Annotated in this window: 10 protein-coding genes; 7 read left to right on the top strand and 3 right to left on the bottom strand. The window is 58.2% G+C overall.

Going from position 1 to position 14,349, the window contains the following annotated elements; all coding sequences use genetic code 11:
• Nucleotides 1–4: 4 nt before the first annotated feature.
• Nucleotides 5–415 (bottom strand): response regulator, encoded by a 411-nt coding sequence (locus Mal15_RS34065; protein WP_167546792.1) that lies wholly within the window; start codon nucleotides 413–415, stop codon nucleotides 5–7.
• Between the two features lie 385 nt (nucleotides 416–800).
• Here Mal15_RS34065 and Mal15_RS13425 point away from each other — a divergent pair, with 385 nt between their 5' ends.
• Nucleotides 801–1,544, top strand: coding sequence for a hypothetical protein (locus Mal15_RS13425; RefSeq protein WP_167546791.1), 744 nt, complete (start codon nucleotides 801–803; stop codon nucleotides 1,542–1,544).
• 129 nt (nucleotides 1,545–1,673) lie between these two features.
• Nucleotides 1,674–4,736: a right-handed parallel beta-helix repeat-containing protein gene (locus Mal15_RS13420; RefSeq protein WP_167546790.1), complete on the top strand. Its 3,063-nt coding sequence runs from the start codon at nucleotides 1,674–1,676 to the stop codon at nucleotides 4,734–4,736.
• 285 nt (nucleotides 4,737–5,021) lie between these two features.
• Here Mal15_RS13420 and Mal15_RS13415 read toward each other — a convergent pair whose 3' ends face one another.
• Together Mal15_RS13415 and Mal15_RS13410 are read right to left on the bottom strand one after the other, a co-directional pair.
• The gene (locus Mal15_RS13415) at nucleotides 5,022–6,461 is read right to left on the bottom strand and encodes a polysaccharide biosynthesis/export family protein (RefSeq protein WP_147868236.1); all 1,440 of its coding nucleotides are present in this window, start codon (nucleotides 6,459–6,461) and stop codon (nucleotides 5,022–5,024) included.
• Between the two features lie 56 nt (nucleotides 6,462–6,517).
• A complete protein-coding gene (locus Mal15_RS13410; protein WP_147868235.1) occupies nucleotides 6,518–7,651 on the bottom strand; it encodes a hypothetical protein in 1,134 nt (377 codons plus the stop codon).
• Between the two features lie 425 nt (nucleotides 7,652–8,076).
• Between Mal15_RS13410 and Mal15_RS13405 the strand changes: the two genes are divergently transcribed.
• The 5 genes from Mal15_RS13405 to gmd all read left to right on the top strand — a co-directional run bounded on the left by Mal15_RS13405 (nucleotide 8,077) and on the right by gmd (nucleotide 14,301).
• Nucleotides 8,077–9,663 carry an MraY family glycosyltransferase gene (locus Mal15_RS13405; protein WP_167546789.1) on the top strand — a complete coding sequence of 529 codons (1,587 nt, stop codon included), beginning with the start codon at nucleotides 8,077–8,079 and terminating at the stop codon, nucleotides 9,661–9,663.
• A gap of 495 nt (nucleotides 9,664–10,158) precedes the next feature.
• Nucleotides 10,159–10,743, top strand: coding sequence for a transcription termination/antitermination protein NusG (gene nusG, locus Mal15_RS13400; protein WP_147868233.1), 585 nt, complete (start codon nucleotides 10,159–10,161; stop codon nucleotides 10,741–10,743).
• A 52-nt stretch (nucleotides 10,744–10,795) separates the two neighbouring features.
• Nucleotides 10,796–12,205, top strand: coding sequence for a UDP-glucose 6-dehydrogenase (locus tag Mal15_RS13395; protein WP_147868232.1), 1,410 nt, complete (start codon nucleotides 10,796–10,798; stop codon nucleotides 12,203–12,205).
• Nucleotides 12,205–13,173 (top strand): GDP-L-fucose synthase family protein, encoded by a 969-nt coding sequence (locus tag Mal15_RS13390; protein ID WP_147868231.1) that lies wholly within the window; start codon nucleotides 12,205–12,207, stop codon nucleotides 13,171–13,173. The genes Mal15_RS13395 and Mal15_RS13390 overlap by 1 nt, the downstream gene beginning before the upstream one ends.
• Nucleotides 13,174–13,257: 84 nt before the next feature.
• On the top strand, nucleotides 13,258–14,301 hold the full coding sequence (gene gmd / locus Mal15_RS13385; protein ID WP_147868230.1) for a GDP-mannose 4,6-dehydratase: 1,044 nt from the start codon (nucleotides 13,258–13,260) through the stop codon (nucleotides 14,299–14,301).
• The last annotated feature ends 48 nt before the right edge of the window (nucleotides 14,302–14,349 follow it).

Below are 14,349 nucleotides of genomic sequence, written 5' to 3'. Positions count from 1 at the left end.
TACCCTAAGGTTCTCGGTGAGAGCCGACGGGCTCGGAGTCATGATTCAATAATGCAACGAGTTTGGTTTCCAGGACGACCGGGTCGTAGGGCGAAATCACAAAGCTTTTTGCGCCGGCTTTGTATGCGTTTTCGACTTCGACCAAATCTCCGCGGCTGGAGATACACATGATCGGAATATGACTGGTGCACTCGTCCGAGGCGATCTTTTCGACCCAACGAATCCCTTCGCCCATTTCAAGGTCCAGGTCGACCAGCACGGCATCCGGCAAACCGGCGGTCAGAGCCTCGGACATCTCGTCGCTGCTGCTTACGCCCGTGGTCCGCATCCCGAGCAACTCGAGACGAAACACCGTCACTTCCAACACGGTCGGATGAGCGATGTAGACCAGGATCTTCTTGGCTTCGGAATTCATTGAACGCGGTTGCGGGCGCCGGGATTGGCAACACTGGAATGGACAAAACTGGGGTCTGTTGCCGTGTCCAAACGCTAGGTTGCCGAAACCTACCGTCAACCAAAGACGTGACAGTTGGCAAAGATCGCATAGAACCCACCGCAGATCGCCCTCAACCCGAGGGAAAACCGCCAATTCGCCGCCCGAGACATCCGCGCGTTCAGCGCATGTCACAGAGTGCGACAGAGAGGATTTCCAGAATCGATCCACAGCGCGACCAATCGTGACCAAAACCAACTGCTCCGTACCATTCAACACATTTCGACGCGTCATTTCCGTGGCGCTGGTCGCTTCAATTTGTTGCGCCGGTTGCACGGGGTCTGGAGAGTCGAATGACCAGCCGCACGTGGAACTGAATCGTGATGCGGATTTGGCATCGAATGACTCCGAATCCGGCGCAGCGCCGGCATTGTCGGTGACGCAGGTCAGCAACAATTCGCTTCCGAGCGATCCGAATGCGGTGCTACCGCGTGCGGAGCCGTCGGCCGAAACCGATCCGACGGCGGAGGGTGCGATCGAGGAACTTGCGCTGCCACCGATCCTGGAAAACGTCGACTTCTTTTCGCCCCCGAAAGCCAAGGCGGTCAAAATCGAGGTGGAAACGCCGGACGAGGAAACCGAGCAGGCCATCATTCGGCTGATCGGATTTGTGACGACCGATCCGGACAATACTTCATCAACGTTGGCGCTGTTGCGTGTCGGCGGAAAACTGGTGCCGCTTCAAGCCGGAGAGGAATTCGATGGCATCTCGATGGTTTCAATCAACTGTCGTGACAGGACTGCGGAGATCGGGTATCTGGGCGAACGATTGACGTTGGCGATGATGAACCAGCCGATCGAAAATCCGGCGGTCGAGGGGCCGACGCCGAGACGGATCCGACGCCGAACCCCGAGTCCGGGTCCGATCTCACGTCCACGGGAAATTCGCGACGACTTCGCATGGCAGGATCCAGGATTCGAAACGCCTCCCGATCCCGATCTGGGGCTGAATTCCATCTCCGAGGAATTGGAAATTGCGCTTCCGGAGGACCTGCCGTTGCCCGAGATGCCAGAGTTGCCCGAACTGGAGGGTTTGCCGGACCTGCCTTAGGGCATCGCCCGGGCCCGGCGATCCTCATTGACACCATCCCACCGGTCTGCTGCCGTGACGCACCGCCTGAAGAATTGCCGCCGCATCGTTGTAATGGTGCTCGTTGCATTTGTCTGGACCACAACTGTCTTGACCACAACGGCTTGCGCGACCAACTACTACGTGCGCAAAACCGGCAACGATAGCAACCCCGGAACGGATCGCAACCAAGCCTTTCGCACTCTCGCCAAGGCAACCTCAATTGCGGGACAGGGGGACGTCCTGTTCGTCGGCGCGGGAACCTATGACGAAAACGTCGTGATCAAGGGCAGCGGTTCAAACGCAGCGGGTTGGATGGTGTTGTACGCGGATCGAACCGGGGTCTACACGGGAGATAAAGGCGACGTCGTCGTCCGGCCTGCGGCGAAGACCTGGACGATCCGCGTGTTCAACACCGGGAACATCTTGTTCTTCGGTTTCGCATTCGAAGGCAACCCCGCGATCGATGACCGTAATTATGGCTGTCTGGTCACCAACACCGCGGGCAACGCCTACTACTTGAATTGCAACTTTCATCGATTGACATATGCCCTCCGCGATTTGGGGACGCACCGGCTGTTCGCCAGCGGATGCAGCTTTCGGCGAGTGAGATACGGCATTTACACTTCGGGGATCCAATCGACCAATGTGATCAATTGTCAGTTCGCCGCGACGCAATACGGATGCATCGGGTATGACGGAAATGGTGTTTCGGTCACGCGTTGTCGTTTCACCGACCGCGTCGATCCGAACGACCCGGCCACAAGCACACGAGGGGTCTACGCGGCCCGCGCGGCGTTGTCGGTTTCGCGTTGTGATTTCAGTCGCAGCACGGTCGGTGTCTATGGCACGGCGCTAAAGCAGGCCGCGATCACCCGATGCAATTTCCTGGAAACCACATCGCATGCCGTCCGCTGTGACGGCGAATCGCTCTCGATGAGTCGTTGCACAGTCAAAGACGGGCATTACGGCGTGACACTCGGTGATACGACGGGCAAGTCGGCGACCCTTTCTGATTTGGTCGTCGAATCCATGCGAGTCGGAATCACCGCGCACCAGGGTGATTACGATTTCCGCAAGGTCACGTTGCTTGGGAACAAGTACGCCTTGTACCAGCGTTCGGGGAATAAGCGGCTGACGCTCGCGAAGAAGGACCGCGTGGATTTTATCGACAATGACGTCGCCATCTACACCAATCATGCCAAGGGCGAGGACGCTGATTTGATCGTGTCCGATCGAGATTTGAGCGGCAACGCGCGCGGATTGGTCAGCTATCGAACCCGTGTATCGGTCGACAACTGTGTCTTCGGCGGCGCTTCGATGGGGGCGTACCTGTCGGACAGCAAATCGGTCCGGATTTCTGACAGCACTTTCGACGGAAACCCAGCCGATCCCAAGTCGTGCACGTACGGACTGTACGCCCGCTCCGACCAGATTGATGTCCAGCGATGCAATTTCACCAATTCCAGGTATGGAATCACGATCCACAATACGTCGGACAATCCTCCGTTGTTAAGAGATCTGATTTCGGAGAACCACACGGCGGCGGCGTTGTACTTGCGCAACGGGACTTGGACCTACACGGCTGCCGACAACAACACGTTTCGTGGTGCGCCACGCGGTGTGATGGCAAACGCTGTGACATGGTCGATCCGAGACGTCACCACCAGCGAGACCTGCCAATACCCGATCATCGACTACTACGGCGAATGTTCGATTGTCGACTCGACGGCCAAGGGCAAGACAACGGGTTTTTATGCCTATCGTTCCAAGATGGTCGACATCAGCAATCTGGTCGTCACCGGATGCGCGTCTTATGGAATCAGGATCAACGATTGCACGAACGTGCGGATTGGCAAGAGTTCTTCACGCGGTAACGGTCACGGGGCGTACATTTACAGCAACCAGAACGCGATCCCGGGATTGCGTGATTGCGATTTCTCGGGCAACGCCGGATACGGATTGCTGATGACGGGGACAACGATCACACCTGCGTCGGCCGGCAACCTTCAGCTCAATCACAACCGCTACGGCATTCGCGTCAACAATCGACCATTGACATTGACCCCTGCGATGAACGTCCAGGTGACCGGAAACCAATACGGCGTGCTGTGCCAACGGGACGAATTGACGCTGTCGGGGATCGACTTGGTCGGCAACGACATCGGCGCGTATTGCAGTCGCGGGAGTTTGTCGATCGACCTGTGTAACGTGGCAGCCACCAAATATGGCGTGCTGGGTTACCTGGACGGCGAATGTGAGATCACGAAATCCAAATTCAACGACGCTGCCTACGGGGTCTACCTGCGCAGCGTCGGCACAAACGATTCGCCGATTCGGATCGGCCAGTCAAGCGTGACGGGGGCGACCCGGTGTGGCGTTTACGTCCGCGGCGACCCGGCCAATCGATCCACCGTCCAAATACGTGATTGCAGCATTCGCAACGGTCGGCAAGGACTGGTATTCCGTGATGCGGAAGTGATTTCCGACAACGTGCATTTCGCCGACCTGTCCAGCACGGGCGTTTACCAAGCCAGCGGATCGGGAACGATCCATCGATGCACATTCACTCGGCTGACCGGAAGCTGGGGGATCCTCGCCAGGGGTGACCGCTGTGACATCGCCCAATCGTCGATTCTGGCTGGTCGCTACGGGATAGCGCTTCAATCGATGCAAGGCTCAGTCACCAATTGCGTGATCGCCGGAACCGATTATGGCATTCACCTGCGTGGTACCGACGCAACGTATTCGATCGTGCAGACGACCGTCGCAGCGGCAAAGTTCTTTGGTTTGATCCGCTATTCTGGCGACACGACGGTCAGGAACTCCATTTTTGACGCCGCGTCCTATGGACTTTATAACGCGAACCCAGATGGCGTGTTCGACCATCAGTACAACCTGGTTCATGCGTCGCGTCGGCCGTACACCAATAGCGGCCCTGGCATCGGTGAAGTCAACGACCCGCCGCTGTTTGTCGATCCTGGCGGGGGCGATTTCCACTTGGCGATGGGATCCCCTGCGATCAATTCAGGCGCGGACCTGTCGGGCCTGGTGTCGATCGACCTGGACGGAAACCCCCGCCCCAGTTTTCAAGGTTATGAGATGGGGGCGTATGAGTTCATGGAGCCCAGCGGGTCGATTCGCGTCTTGAAGTGGGACGAAGTCGCTCACTAACGGAGCAGCGTCACGTTTCGACCAATCAGAGCTTCGTTTTCGGGCAGAGGACGAAGCGACGAGTCCATTCGGATTGCGACTAGCCGGGACTCCTCGCGTCGTCCACTACAACCGCCCCGGAGCCAGGACTCCTCGCGTCGTCCACTACTACTGCGCCGGAGATGGACGCGAGACGGGATACGAGAAACCTGATCCCATAGGGAGCGCAAAAAAATCGCCGCGAAAGTTTCCTTTCACGGCGATCGTTGCTTGGCAGGTCGCTGGTTGGCAGGACGTTGCGAAGGGTTAGTTGTTGTTCCGCAACAGTTCCTGGATTCCGTAGGTGAAGAAGGTTCCCAGTCCGAAGTTCAGCAGTTCTTCTTCCGGCTTGTATTGCAGGATCAGCGTGTCACCGGCTTGGATCAGCGGTCGTGATCTCGGATCGTTGATCGCCTTGGTCAAGTCGATTTCGATCGCCACCTGGCCGTTGCAATCTGTTTTGCGGAGGATAAACAGACGTCCGGGCGGAATCGTCGCGATCTGTGAACCGATGCCGCCGATTCCTCCGCCTCCCCGACCGGCGGAGCCATAGACACCTTGTCCGGCCAACGCCATCGCACCGAGCACGTCGAGGTCGTAGTCACGCGGCATTGGGAACTGCCCTCCCGGCAACAATCCACCGGTATAAAAGATCTCCGTTGCTCGTGATTCGATGTAGACGATGTCTCCATCTTTCAACGTGATCTGCTCTTGGGTCAGGTTGGCCGATTCACCTGGCGGAAGCCGCAACGGAATCTTCAAGATGTTCGGATCCTCTGGCAGCTTCGGCAGGCAGGCACAGGGATCAAGCATCGCAGCCTGACGCTGGGCACGAAACTTTTTCAAAAACGCTTCTCGCGCTACTTTGTTTTCTTTACTGGCGCGAAGCACCTTGACTTGATTTTTCGCATCGACGCCGGGCAGACCGCCCGTTTCAACCAATGCGTGCAGGATGTCATTCTGATACGCCCGCAGTTTGACAAGCCCACCGGTCGCGCTGCGGTTGCTGCCGCCCAAGACGAATTGGGCTCCGACACTTTGGTTGGTCAACCCGCCTCCGCTTCCACCGTCTTCGCGAACGACGATCACATCGATCGTTCGCTCCTGGATGATGGTCACGATCGGGCGGGCTTTCTCTGGTCGAAGGATGTCGTTGTCGATGTATGCATCGCGGATCGCGTCGCGGACTTGGTCGAGCGTCAATCCGTCGACGTTCAGCGGTTCGATCAACGGCAGCGCCAAAGTCCCATCTTCCTGCACCGCAATCGGATACCCGATCGATGGCGGCAGCGTACTTTCGGCGTCGGGGAAGTTGACCGGCGGCGGTTCCGGCGGGGCGTTGGGCGGATTGAACGGCAGCACGCCTTCGATGTAAACGCCCAGGATATCGTCGGGGCCGATCAGGTATTCACGCGGCGGTTCGAGGGCCAGTTCGGAGATGTCCACCGGAACCAGGTCATTCTTCGGTTCGGCGAAGTACTGCGGCGGGAGTCGATCCGCGGGCACGCCCTCGATCGGTTGCGTGAGCGCGGAGCATCCCGTCAACGAACCCGCCAGCAGCGTCGCCGCGGCCGCCTTGGCGCCGATGCAGCGAAGGCCAGAGCCGAGGGCTGCGAGCAAGCCGTTGCGGCCGACGTGGCGATCACCGACCTGTTGCCGGGCGCGGCATGGCTGGTCGGGGCCCAAGTTAGCAAAACTGTTATTCATCCCTGCACTCGTCACTGTAGGTTTTCAGCGTGGATTGAAGCGACCACTGGCTGCTGCTATTCGAACTTGAAAGGAATCGGGTCAGATTCGGTACTTGCGGTCTCGGCGACCGCGTCACCTTCGATCACGAACCCCGAGGAGGCATGTGAAGCGTTCGCCTGTGAACCGGCGTCGACTTGGGTGGCCGGCATCTCGATCGAACCGAAGATCCCTTCGACCGCGTCATCGCCGAGCGAACGGGTCGCACTGCTGAGGTCTTCCAGCGAGTAGGTCGCTGCCGACTTGCGCGGCACCAACGTGGCTGACTCGATAGCACCGCTAAACTCGTTCGCGCCGTGCGGAATCGCCGTACCGGGTTGCAACGACGCGTCGTCACCGATTGCCGGAATGCTCAGGGTTTCGCCCTCAATCGCCGCCCCCTCGATCGCCGGTTCGGCGACCGGGGGTGCGAGCGGTTCCAAGTGCATCGAGTCGATGGGCGTGGTCGTCTCGATGATCCGAGTCGACCCGGGCACGATGATCTCCGGCGGGATCGGCTTGCCATCGGGCCCCAGCACCGTCTCTGCCTCGGTCGGCATTGCTGCCGGGTCCGTCGTGCCGGCGGTTTGCGACGCCGGTGCCATGACCGGAGCTCGGCTCCAGAAACCGACACCGTCCTGCTCAGCCGCTTTGACTCCTAGCGGATACCCGGCGAACCAGGCGTCGATTGCCGCCTGGCCACCTGGGGACTGGTATTTCCACCCCCAGTATTGGCTCGGTGCGATCGAAGGGATACACCCGTTCGAGCCGTTCGCGACGTCGATGTAGCCTTCAATGAAGCCGGCTTTAAATTCCGACAGGTGCGGACGATTCTTGTGGCAGTGCTTTTCTCGCAGCCAAGCCTTCGTGGCGAAGACCTTATTGCGATGGGCGAGCATGAAGTCGTCCAAATATTCCGCTTTCCGGATCTGCCGGTAGGCGTTGGAGACCAGCGAACACCCTGAGGTGCTGGCCAGCATCACGGCAGCGGTGCCTGCGATGACAATCGATCTCAGCCGGCCTCGTGTTTTCAAGCGGGCCCGTGCGGCCCGATGACGTTGCGACCGTAGACCGCGGTCGCTCGGCGACGGCGGTGATGTTTCGGTATTGCTTCCCGACGGAATCGGGTGGTGTTCGGGTGCGCTGGCCGCACGTACTGAACGAATCGCCATTTGGCCCCCCTTGGCTGCTGGCGGAATTCGAAGTTGGGTCATGCATTTCGGGCAGCCCACCGGTTTCGGCGTTCCGTCCTAGGGGTGTTTATCGCCGTAACGGTCAAAAGGATTTAGCTAAAACTGACGGAAACGCCAGCTGTAGGGGTTCTATCGCCTGTGTCGGCCGTTCCTTTAGTGACATTCCGGCCTCCCGGAAGGGGATATTCGGGCGGGCTTTCCCTCCGATCGTTGCAAAGAAAACCCAAAATGAAGATTCAACTCATTCTCCTAGACGGGTTGCGTTTTAGACTGAGTGCTTCTGTAATCGTCGGGTAAACTGTGATGACGAAGACGTTTTCCCCAGGGGGGGACGAGGTCAGACAGTCAGCTTTCGATGTTCAGCTTTCGATGTTTCGACTTACATGCCGCGTGATACGACACCGATGATTTGGTTGACTCTGGTTTCTCTGCTCTGCTCCGTCCTCGCAGCAATGGTGCTGGTCCCGGTGGTCCGCTTCCTGGCTCGTCGAGTCGGATTGGTGGATGCCCCTGACGAGGAACGCAAGCTTCATCGCGAGCCGATCGCCCTGTGCGGTGGCGTCGCGGTGTTTGCGTCGCTGCTGGTCGGATTTGTCTGCACCATCTTGTACGACCGCAGCTATGGTGATTTTTCGCTCGGCTATGTGACTTCCCAGTGGTACGGGCTGGTGTTTGCCGCGACCGCCATTCTGGTCGTGGGTCTGATTGACGACGCCTGGGTGATGCGTGGACGCCAGAAGTTGCTGTTGCAAATCCTGATCATTTCCGCACTGGTGGGCAGCGGCACGGTGGTCGAGAAGATCGGGCTGCTGGGGTTCGAGGTGCACCTGGGCTCACTGGCCTTTCCGGTGACCGTGCTGTGGTTGCTGATCGCGGTCAACGCGCTCAATTTGATCGATGGTGCCGACGGCGTGGCGACAACCGCGGGGTGCTTCATCAGCCTCGGCTTGGCGGTGCTCAGTTTAACGCACGGGACGCCGCTGGGGTGTATTTTCGCATTTTGCTTGGCAGGCAGCCTGATCGGATTCCTGTTCTTCAACAAACCGCCCGCGACCATCTTCCTGGGCGACGCGGGCAGCATGGTGATCGGCCTGTTGGTCGGTGTGTTGTCGGTCTGGGGCAGCGTCAAGGGATCCACGCTGCTGGCATCGGCGCCGATTGCGATCCTTGCCGTTCCGCTGTTTGACTCGCTTGCCGCGATCGCGCGCCGGTGGCTGACCGGGCGGAGCATTTACGCGGCCGACCGCGCCCACCTGCACCACCTGCTGCAAAAAAAGTACGGGCAGTTCGGGATGCTGTTTATCGTCGCCGCCCTGTGCTCATTAACCACCGTGTTGGCGATCGCATCGGCGTACTACTCGATGCCCTGGCTGGCACTGCTGGGAATGTTTCTCGCCGGCGCCTTCTTGGTTGTGACACGCTCCTTCGGTCACGCTGAATGTCAGCTTGTGATGATGAAAGCATCCCACATGACGCGATCGTTTTTCATCACTCCGCAACAATCATCGCTGGAAAAGAACCACCGCTGCTTGCCCCTTCAAGGCAACGGGGACTGGAACCTGATCTGGGAACCCCTGGTCGACTTTGCCCAGATCCACAATTTGGCCAAAATCAGTATCGATCTCAACTTGTCCTGGTTGCACGAGGGGTATCACGCCAGCTGGTCCGACGTCCGCATGCCCGAACGCGACAACCAGGTACAGGTCAAATGGCCGATCGTGATCGCGGTTGGGCCCAACAAGAATTCGGTCAATATCGGAATGCTGCATGTCGTCGCCTCGGTGACGTCGCCAAACATCCACGAACGCATAGCGGATCTGAGTATGCGGCTTGCAGACCTGGAACCGCAAATCCAAATGATCATCGCGGAACTGGAACGTCAGCACGCGACTCCCGCGGAGGTCCAGGTCACCGGCGCCGTGTCGGCGCGCCGTTATGCGAGCGCTGATCGTGGAACGGAGCCGGCCGCGCTGATGCCCGGTCGCCATTAAACGCTTGCAATCCTTCGTTCACGACCTCGACCGTCGCCAGCGCTTCGCGGCGTGTGTCCTTCTCCGAGTCGTGTGGGTTTGAGACAATCGCCAGGGCGTTGCCATCGACGATGATGAAGAACTTCACCAGATGCCGTTCCCGCATGATCGGAATAGCAATCAAAAGCGTTTTGCTACACACCAAAGGCGGGCCGGAATGGATTCACGCTCGCGGATGCTGATTGAAAACAGATCCAGACGCCGACACAATCCGTAGCCGATAGGCGAAGCGAGCCGGTTACGTAAGCTTTTCCTTTCGGTTCGGCAAAGATCGCTGGGTCGGCAAAGGTCGGGTTATTGCGCGTTACCCCTTCACAAGGGGCGTGTGTCACCCACGTGGACGAAGTCCGCGCCAATTGAGGCGAACGTTGACTTAACAATCGCCGCCGCCTCGTTCAAACTACAGCACTCGTCCGTTCAATCCACCCGTCCACGACGTCACCGAGCGCGATCCCAATGCCCATCCTTGCAAAAGAACCCGATCGGTTTCCAGACGCACTGCTCTCGTCCGATCAAGCAAAGAAATCCAGCTGGTGGTTGCTGTACACCAAATCGCGTCAGGAAAAGCAATTGATGCGACAGCTGCGTCAATTGCAGATTCCGCACTACGGGCCGCAAATCGAACAGCGGCGTCGATCGCCCTCCGGACGCATCCGCACGAGCTACGTGCCGCTGTTCAATAACTACGTGTTCCTTTGCGGCGGAGATGACGAACGCTACCAATCGGTCTGCACCGGTTGCGTGCAAAAAGCGACCGAGATCACGGATGTCGAGCCGCTGCTGTACGATTTGACGCAAATCAGCGACCTCGTTGACATCGGTGTTCCGCTTTCGGTGGAAGGCCGGTTGCAACCCGGCCAGCCGGTGCGCGTCAAAAATGGATCGTTTGCTGGATTTGAAGGCGTGGTGATCCGCCGCGACCAAGAGACTCGACTGCTGGTTTCGGTTCGATTCATGGATCAAGGAGTCAGCGTCAAGCTGGACGACTGCCAACTTGAACCGCTGGGCAGCGCTCCCGAACCACAAGGCAGCGATGTCTGAATGACACCGACTTCTTAAAACTCATGGACTCTTCCCCTGCGATGAGAGAACGATGACAACAACGATACCGCCCGTTTCGAAGATCTGCTGCATCGGTGCCGGTTATGTCGGCGGTCCGACGATGGCGATGATTGCACACAAGTGCCCCCACATTGACGTCAAAGTCGTGGACATCAACGCGGATCGGATCGCGCAGTGGAATTCCGATCGGCTACCGATCTACGAACCGGGGCTGGACGAAATCGTGCACGGCAGTCGCGGAAAGAACCTGACGTTCACCACCGAGATCGATCAGGCGATCAGTGCGGCGGACATGGTTTTTATCTCGGTCAACACGCCGACCAAAACGTTCGGCGTGGGCGCCGGCCGCGCGGCAAACTTGGAGTTCGTCGAGAAGTGTGCCCGACGGATCGCCCAGGTTTCCCAAGGGCACAAAATCGTTGTCGAAAAATCGACCCTGCCCGTGCGCACGGCTGAAGCCGTTAAGCGGATCCTGTCCAACACCGCCAACGATGCCACCTTCGACGTCTTGAGCAACCCGGAATTCTTGGCCGAAGGGACGGCCATCGAAGATTTGCTGCAGCCCGATCGAGTCCTGATCGGCGGCGAACGCCCCGAATCGATCGAAGCACTGGTCGACGTTTATGCCAACTGGGTCCCGCGTGATCGTTTGCTGACCACGAATCTGTGGAGCAGTGAGCTTTCCAAGCTGACGGCCAATGCGTTTCTCGCCCAACGCGTTTCGTCCATCAATGCCATCAGCGCGCTCTGCGAAGCGACCGGAGCGGATGTGGATGAAGTCGCGACGGCGATCGGAACCGATTCCAGGATCGGGCCAAAGTTCCTCAAAGCATCGGTCGGCTTCGGCGGCAGTTGTTTTCAAAAGGACATCCTGAATCTGGTTTACCTGTGCCAATACTTTGGACTTCCCGAAGTGGCGGATTACTGGGAACAGGTCGTTCGAATGAACGATTACCAGAAGGAGCGCTTTGTCACCCGGATGGTGCGGACGATGTTCAACACCGTGTCGGACAAAAAAATCGCCATTTGGGGATTCGCGTTCAAGAAAGACACCAACGACACCCGCGAGTCGGCAGCGATCTATGTCTGCCGGGACCTGTTGTTGGAAAAGGCTCGTGTTTGCATTTACGACCCGCAGGTGAGCGAACATCAAATCCTGAACGATCTGGAGCGCGTGTTCACCGACGGCGACAACAAAATTAGCGAAGCCAAACGCGAACTGATCGACAAACACGTGACCTTTGCCTCAAGTGCCCAGGAGGCATCCAGCGATGCCCACGCGATCGCGGTGCTGACCGAATGGGACGAATTTGCGGATGTCGATTTCACCGCCGTTCACGACACGATGAAAAAGCCCGCCTTCATCTTCGACGGGCGCAATCGACTGAAAGACCTTGAGTTGAAGGCCAAGGGATTCGACTACCACGGGATCGGCTTCTGATGACTTCGCAGCGACTTCCAAACGGACGCGTCTACGTCGCCGGACATCGCGGGATGGTCGGCGCCGCGGTCGTTCGACATCTGCAAGAACTGGGAATCGATGACGGCGATCTGATCACGCGTGATCGAAGCGAATTGGATTTGATTCGGCAATCCGAAGTCGAGTCGTTCTTCGAATCCGAACGCCCTGATGTGGTTGTGTTTGCCGCTGCCAAAGTCGGAGGCATCCACGCCAATGACACGTATCCGGCCGAATTCATCTATGACAATTTGATGATGGCCGCCAACGCGATTCAATCGGCACACCGTTTCGGCACCGCAAGGTTTTTGTTTCTCGGCAGCACGTGCATTTATCCGCGGATGGCTCCCCAGCCGATGCCCGAAGACTGCTTGCTGACCGGCCCTCTGGAATCGACTAACGAAGCCTACGCGTTGGCGAAAATTAGTGGCCTGAAGCTCTGCCAACACTTTCGCTCCCAGTATGGCGTCACCTTTCATTCCGCCATGCCGACCAATCTGTATGGCCCGGGTGACAATTACCACCCCCAAAACTCACATGTGATGCCGGCGATGATCCGTCGCTTTCACGAAGCGGTCCGAGACGGTTTGGATGAAGTCGTGATCTGGGGCACCGGAACACCCCGGCGTGAATTTTTGCACGTCGATGATTTGGCCCGCGGGTTGATCCATCTGGTTAACCTCGAGGACCCGCCCAACTTGGTCAATGTCGGCACGGGAACAGATATTTCGATTCGAGACCTGGCCAGTTTGATCGCGGAAATCACCGGGTTTCGCGGCAAAATTCTGCAGGACCTTTCCAAGCCCGACGGAACCCCGGTCAAACGCACCAATATCGATCTGATAAAATCAACCGGTTGGCAACCGCGAATTGATCTGGAAACCGGCGTCAGAAAGACCTACGAAGACTTTTTGCGAGCGAGCGACTCCGGCGCGCTGAGGGCGGTTTAAGTCGCCCGGCATCCAGGCGGCGATGCGCGACGACGCATCCGACACCCTCATATCATTGCTATCAAGAAGGCGGCTAGGCGAATCATGAGCAACGCAGCAGGCAGTCCGGCGAAGGCTTCCAAGACAGCCCTGATCACCGGGATCACCGGTCAAGACGGATCGTATTTGGCCGAGCTGCTACTGGATCAGGGTTACTACGTTCATGGCATCGTCCGCCGCAGCAGCACGTTCAACACGGACCGCATCGAACACATCTACATCGATCCGCACAACGAAGATGCGCGTTTGTTCTTGCACTACGGCGACCTGACCGACGGGCAGAACCTGACGAACCTGGTTTTGAACATCGAGCCCGACGAAATCTATAACCTGGGTGCTCAATCCCACGTCCGCGTGTCGTTTGATGCTCCGGTCTACACCGTCCAAACGACCGCCGTCGGTGCCCTGAATGTGCTGGAAGCGGCCCGCCAGCTGAACAAGAAAAAGCCGGTCCGCGTTTACCAGGCGTCCAGCAGCGAGATGTACGGCGACGTGCTGGAAACACCACAGACCGAGAAGACACCGTTTCAACCGCAAAGCCCTTACGCCTGTGCCAAGGTTTACGCGTTCCACCAGACCGTCAACTACCGCAACGCGTATGACCTGTTCGCCTGCAACGGGATCCTGTTCAACCACGAATCGCCGCGACGCGGTGAAACGTTTGTGACCCGAAAGATCACCCGAGCCGCGACGCGGATCAAATTGGGGCTGCAAGACAAACTGTACCTTGGCAACTTGGACGCCAAGCGGGACTGGGGCTACGCCAAGGACTATGTGCGTGGCATGTGGCTGATGCTCCAGCACGACACGCCCGACGATTACGTTTTGGCAACCGGCGAGACGTACACGATCCGACAGTTCCTCGATTACACGTTCGAGCACCTGGAGCTGGACTGGAACGATTACGTGGAAACCGACCCACGCTATTTCCGCCCGACCGAAGTCGACTTGCTGTTGGGCGACTACAGCAAAGCGAAGAACACCCTCGGCTGGGAACCGGAAACCAGCTGCAAAGAACTCGCCAAACTGATGGTCGACCACGATATGGAACTGGCGCAAAAAGAAGTTGTCAGCGCCGCGCGTGGTTGATGCCGGATCGGAGCAGCGATTGATTCGGCAGTGCTTTTCTGGGTCAGG

It is taken from the genome of Stieleria maiorica (assembly GCF_008035925.1).
Lineage (GTDB): Bacteria > Planctomycetota > Planctomycetia > Pirellulales > Pirellulaceae > Stieleria > Stieleria maiorica.
This window is presented reverse-complemented; position numbering and strand designations above follow the sequence as displayed.

Excerpts from the sequence above, each read along its gene's own strand:
- Mal15_RS34065 (WP_167546792.1), bottom strand. The coding sequence starts at position 415 with ATGAATTCCGAAGCCAAGAAGATCCTGGTCTACATCGCTCATCCGACC.
- Mal15_RS13415 (WP_147868236.1), bottom strand. The coding sequence starts at position 6,461 with ATGAATAACAGTTTTGCTAACTTGGGCCCCGACCAGCCATGCCGCGCC.
- Mal15_RS13410 (WP_147868235.1), bottom strand. The coding sequence starts at position 7,651 with ATGGCGATTCGTTCAGTACGTGCGGCCAGCGCACCCGAACACCACCCG.
- Mal15_RS13405 (WP_167546789.1), top strand. The coding sequence starts at position 8,077 with ATGATTTGGTTGACTCTGGTTTCTCTGCTCTGCTCCGTCCTCGCAGCA.
- nusG (WP_147868233.1), top strand. The coding sequence starts at position 10,159 with ATGCCCATCCTTGCAAAAGAACCCGATCGGTTTCCAGACGCACTGCTC.
- Mal15_RS13395 (WP_147868232.1), top strand. The coding sequence starts at position 10,796 with ATGACAACAACGATACCGCCCGTTTCGAAGATCTGCTGCATCGGTGCC.
- Mal15_RS13390 (WP_147868231.1), top strand. The coding sequence starts at position 12,205 with ATGACTTCGCAGCGACTTCCAAACGGACGCGTCTACGTCGCCGGACAT.
- gmd (WP_147868230.1), top strand. The coding sequence starts at position 13,258 with ATGAGCAACGCAGCAGGCAGTCCGGCGAAGGCTTCCAAGACAGCCCTG.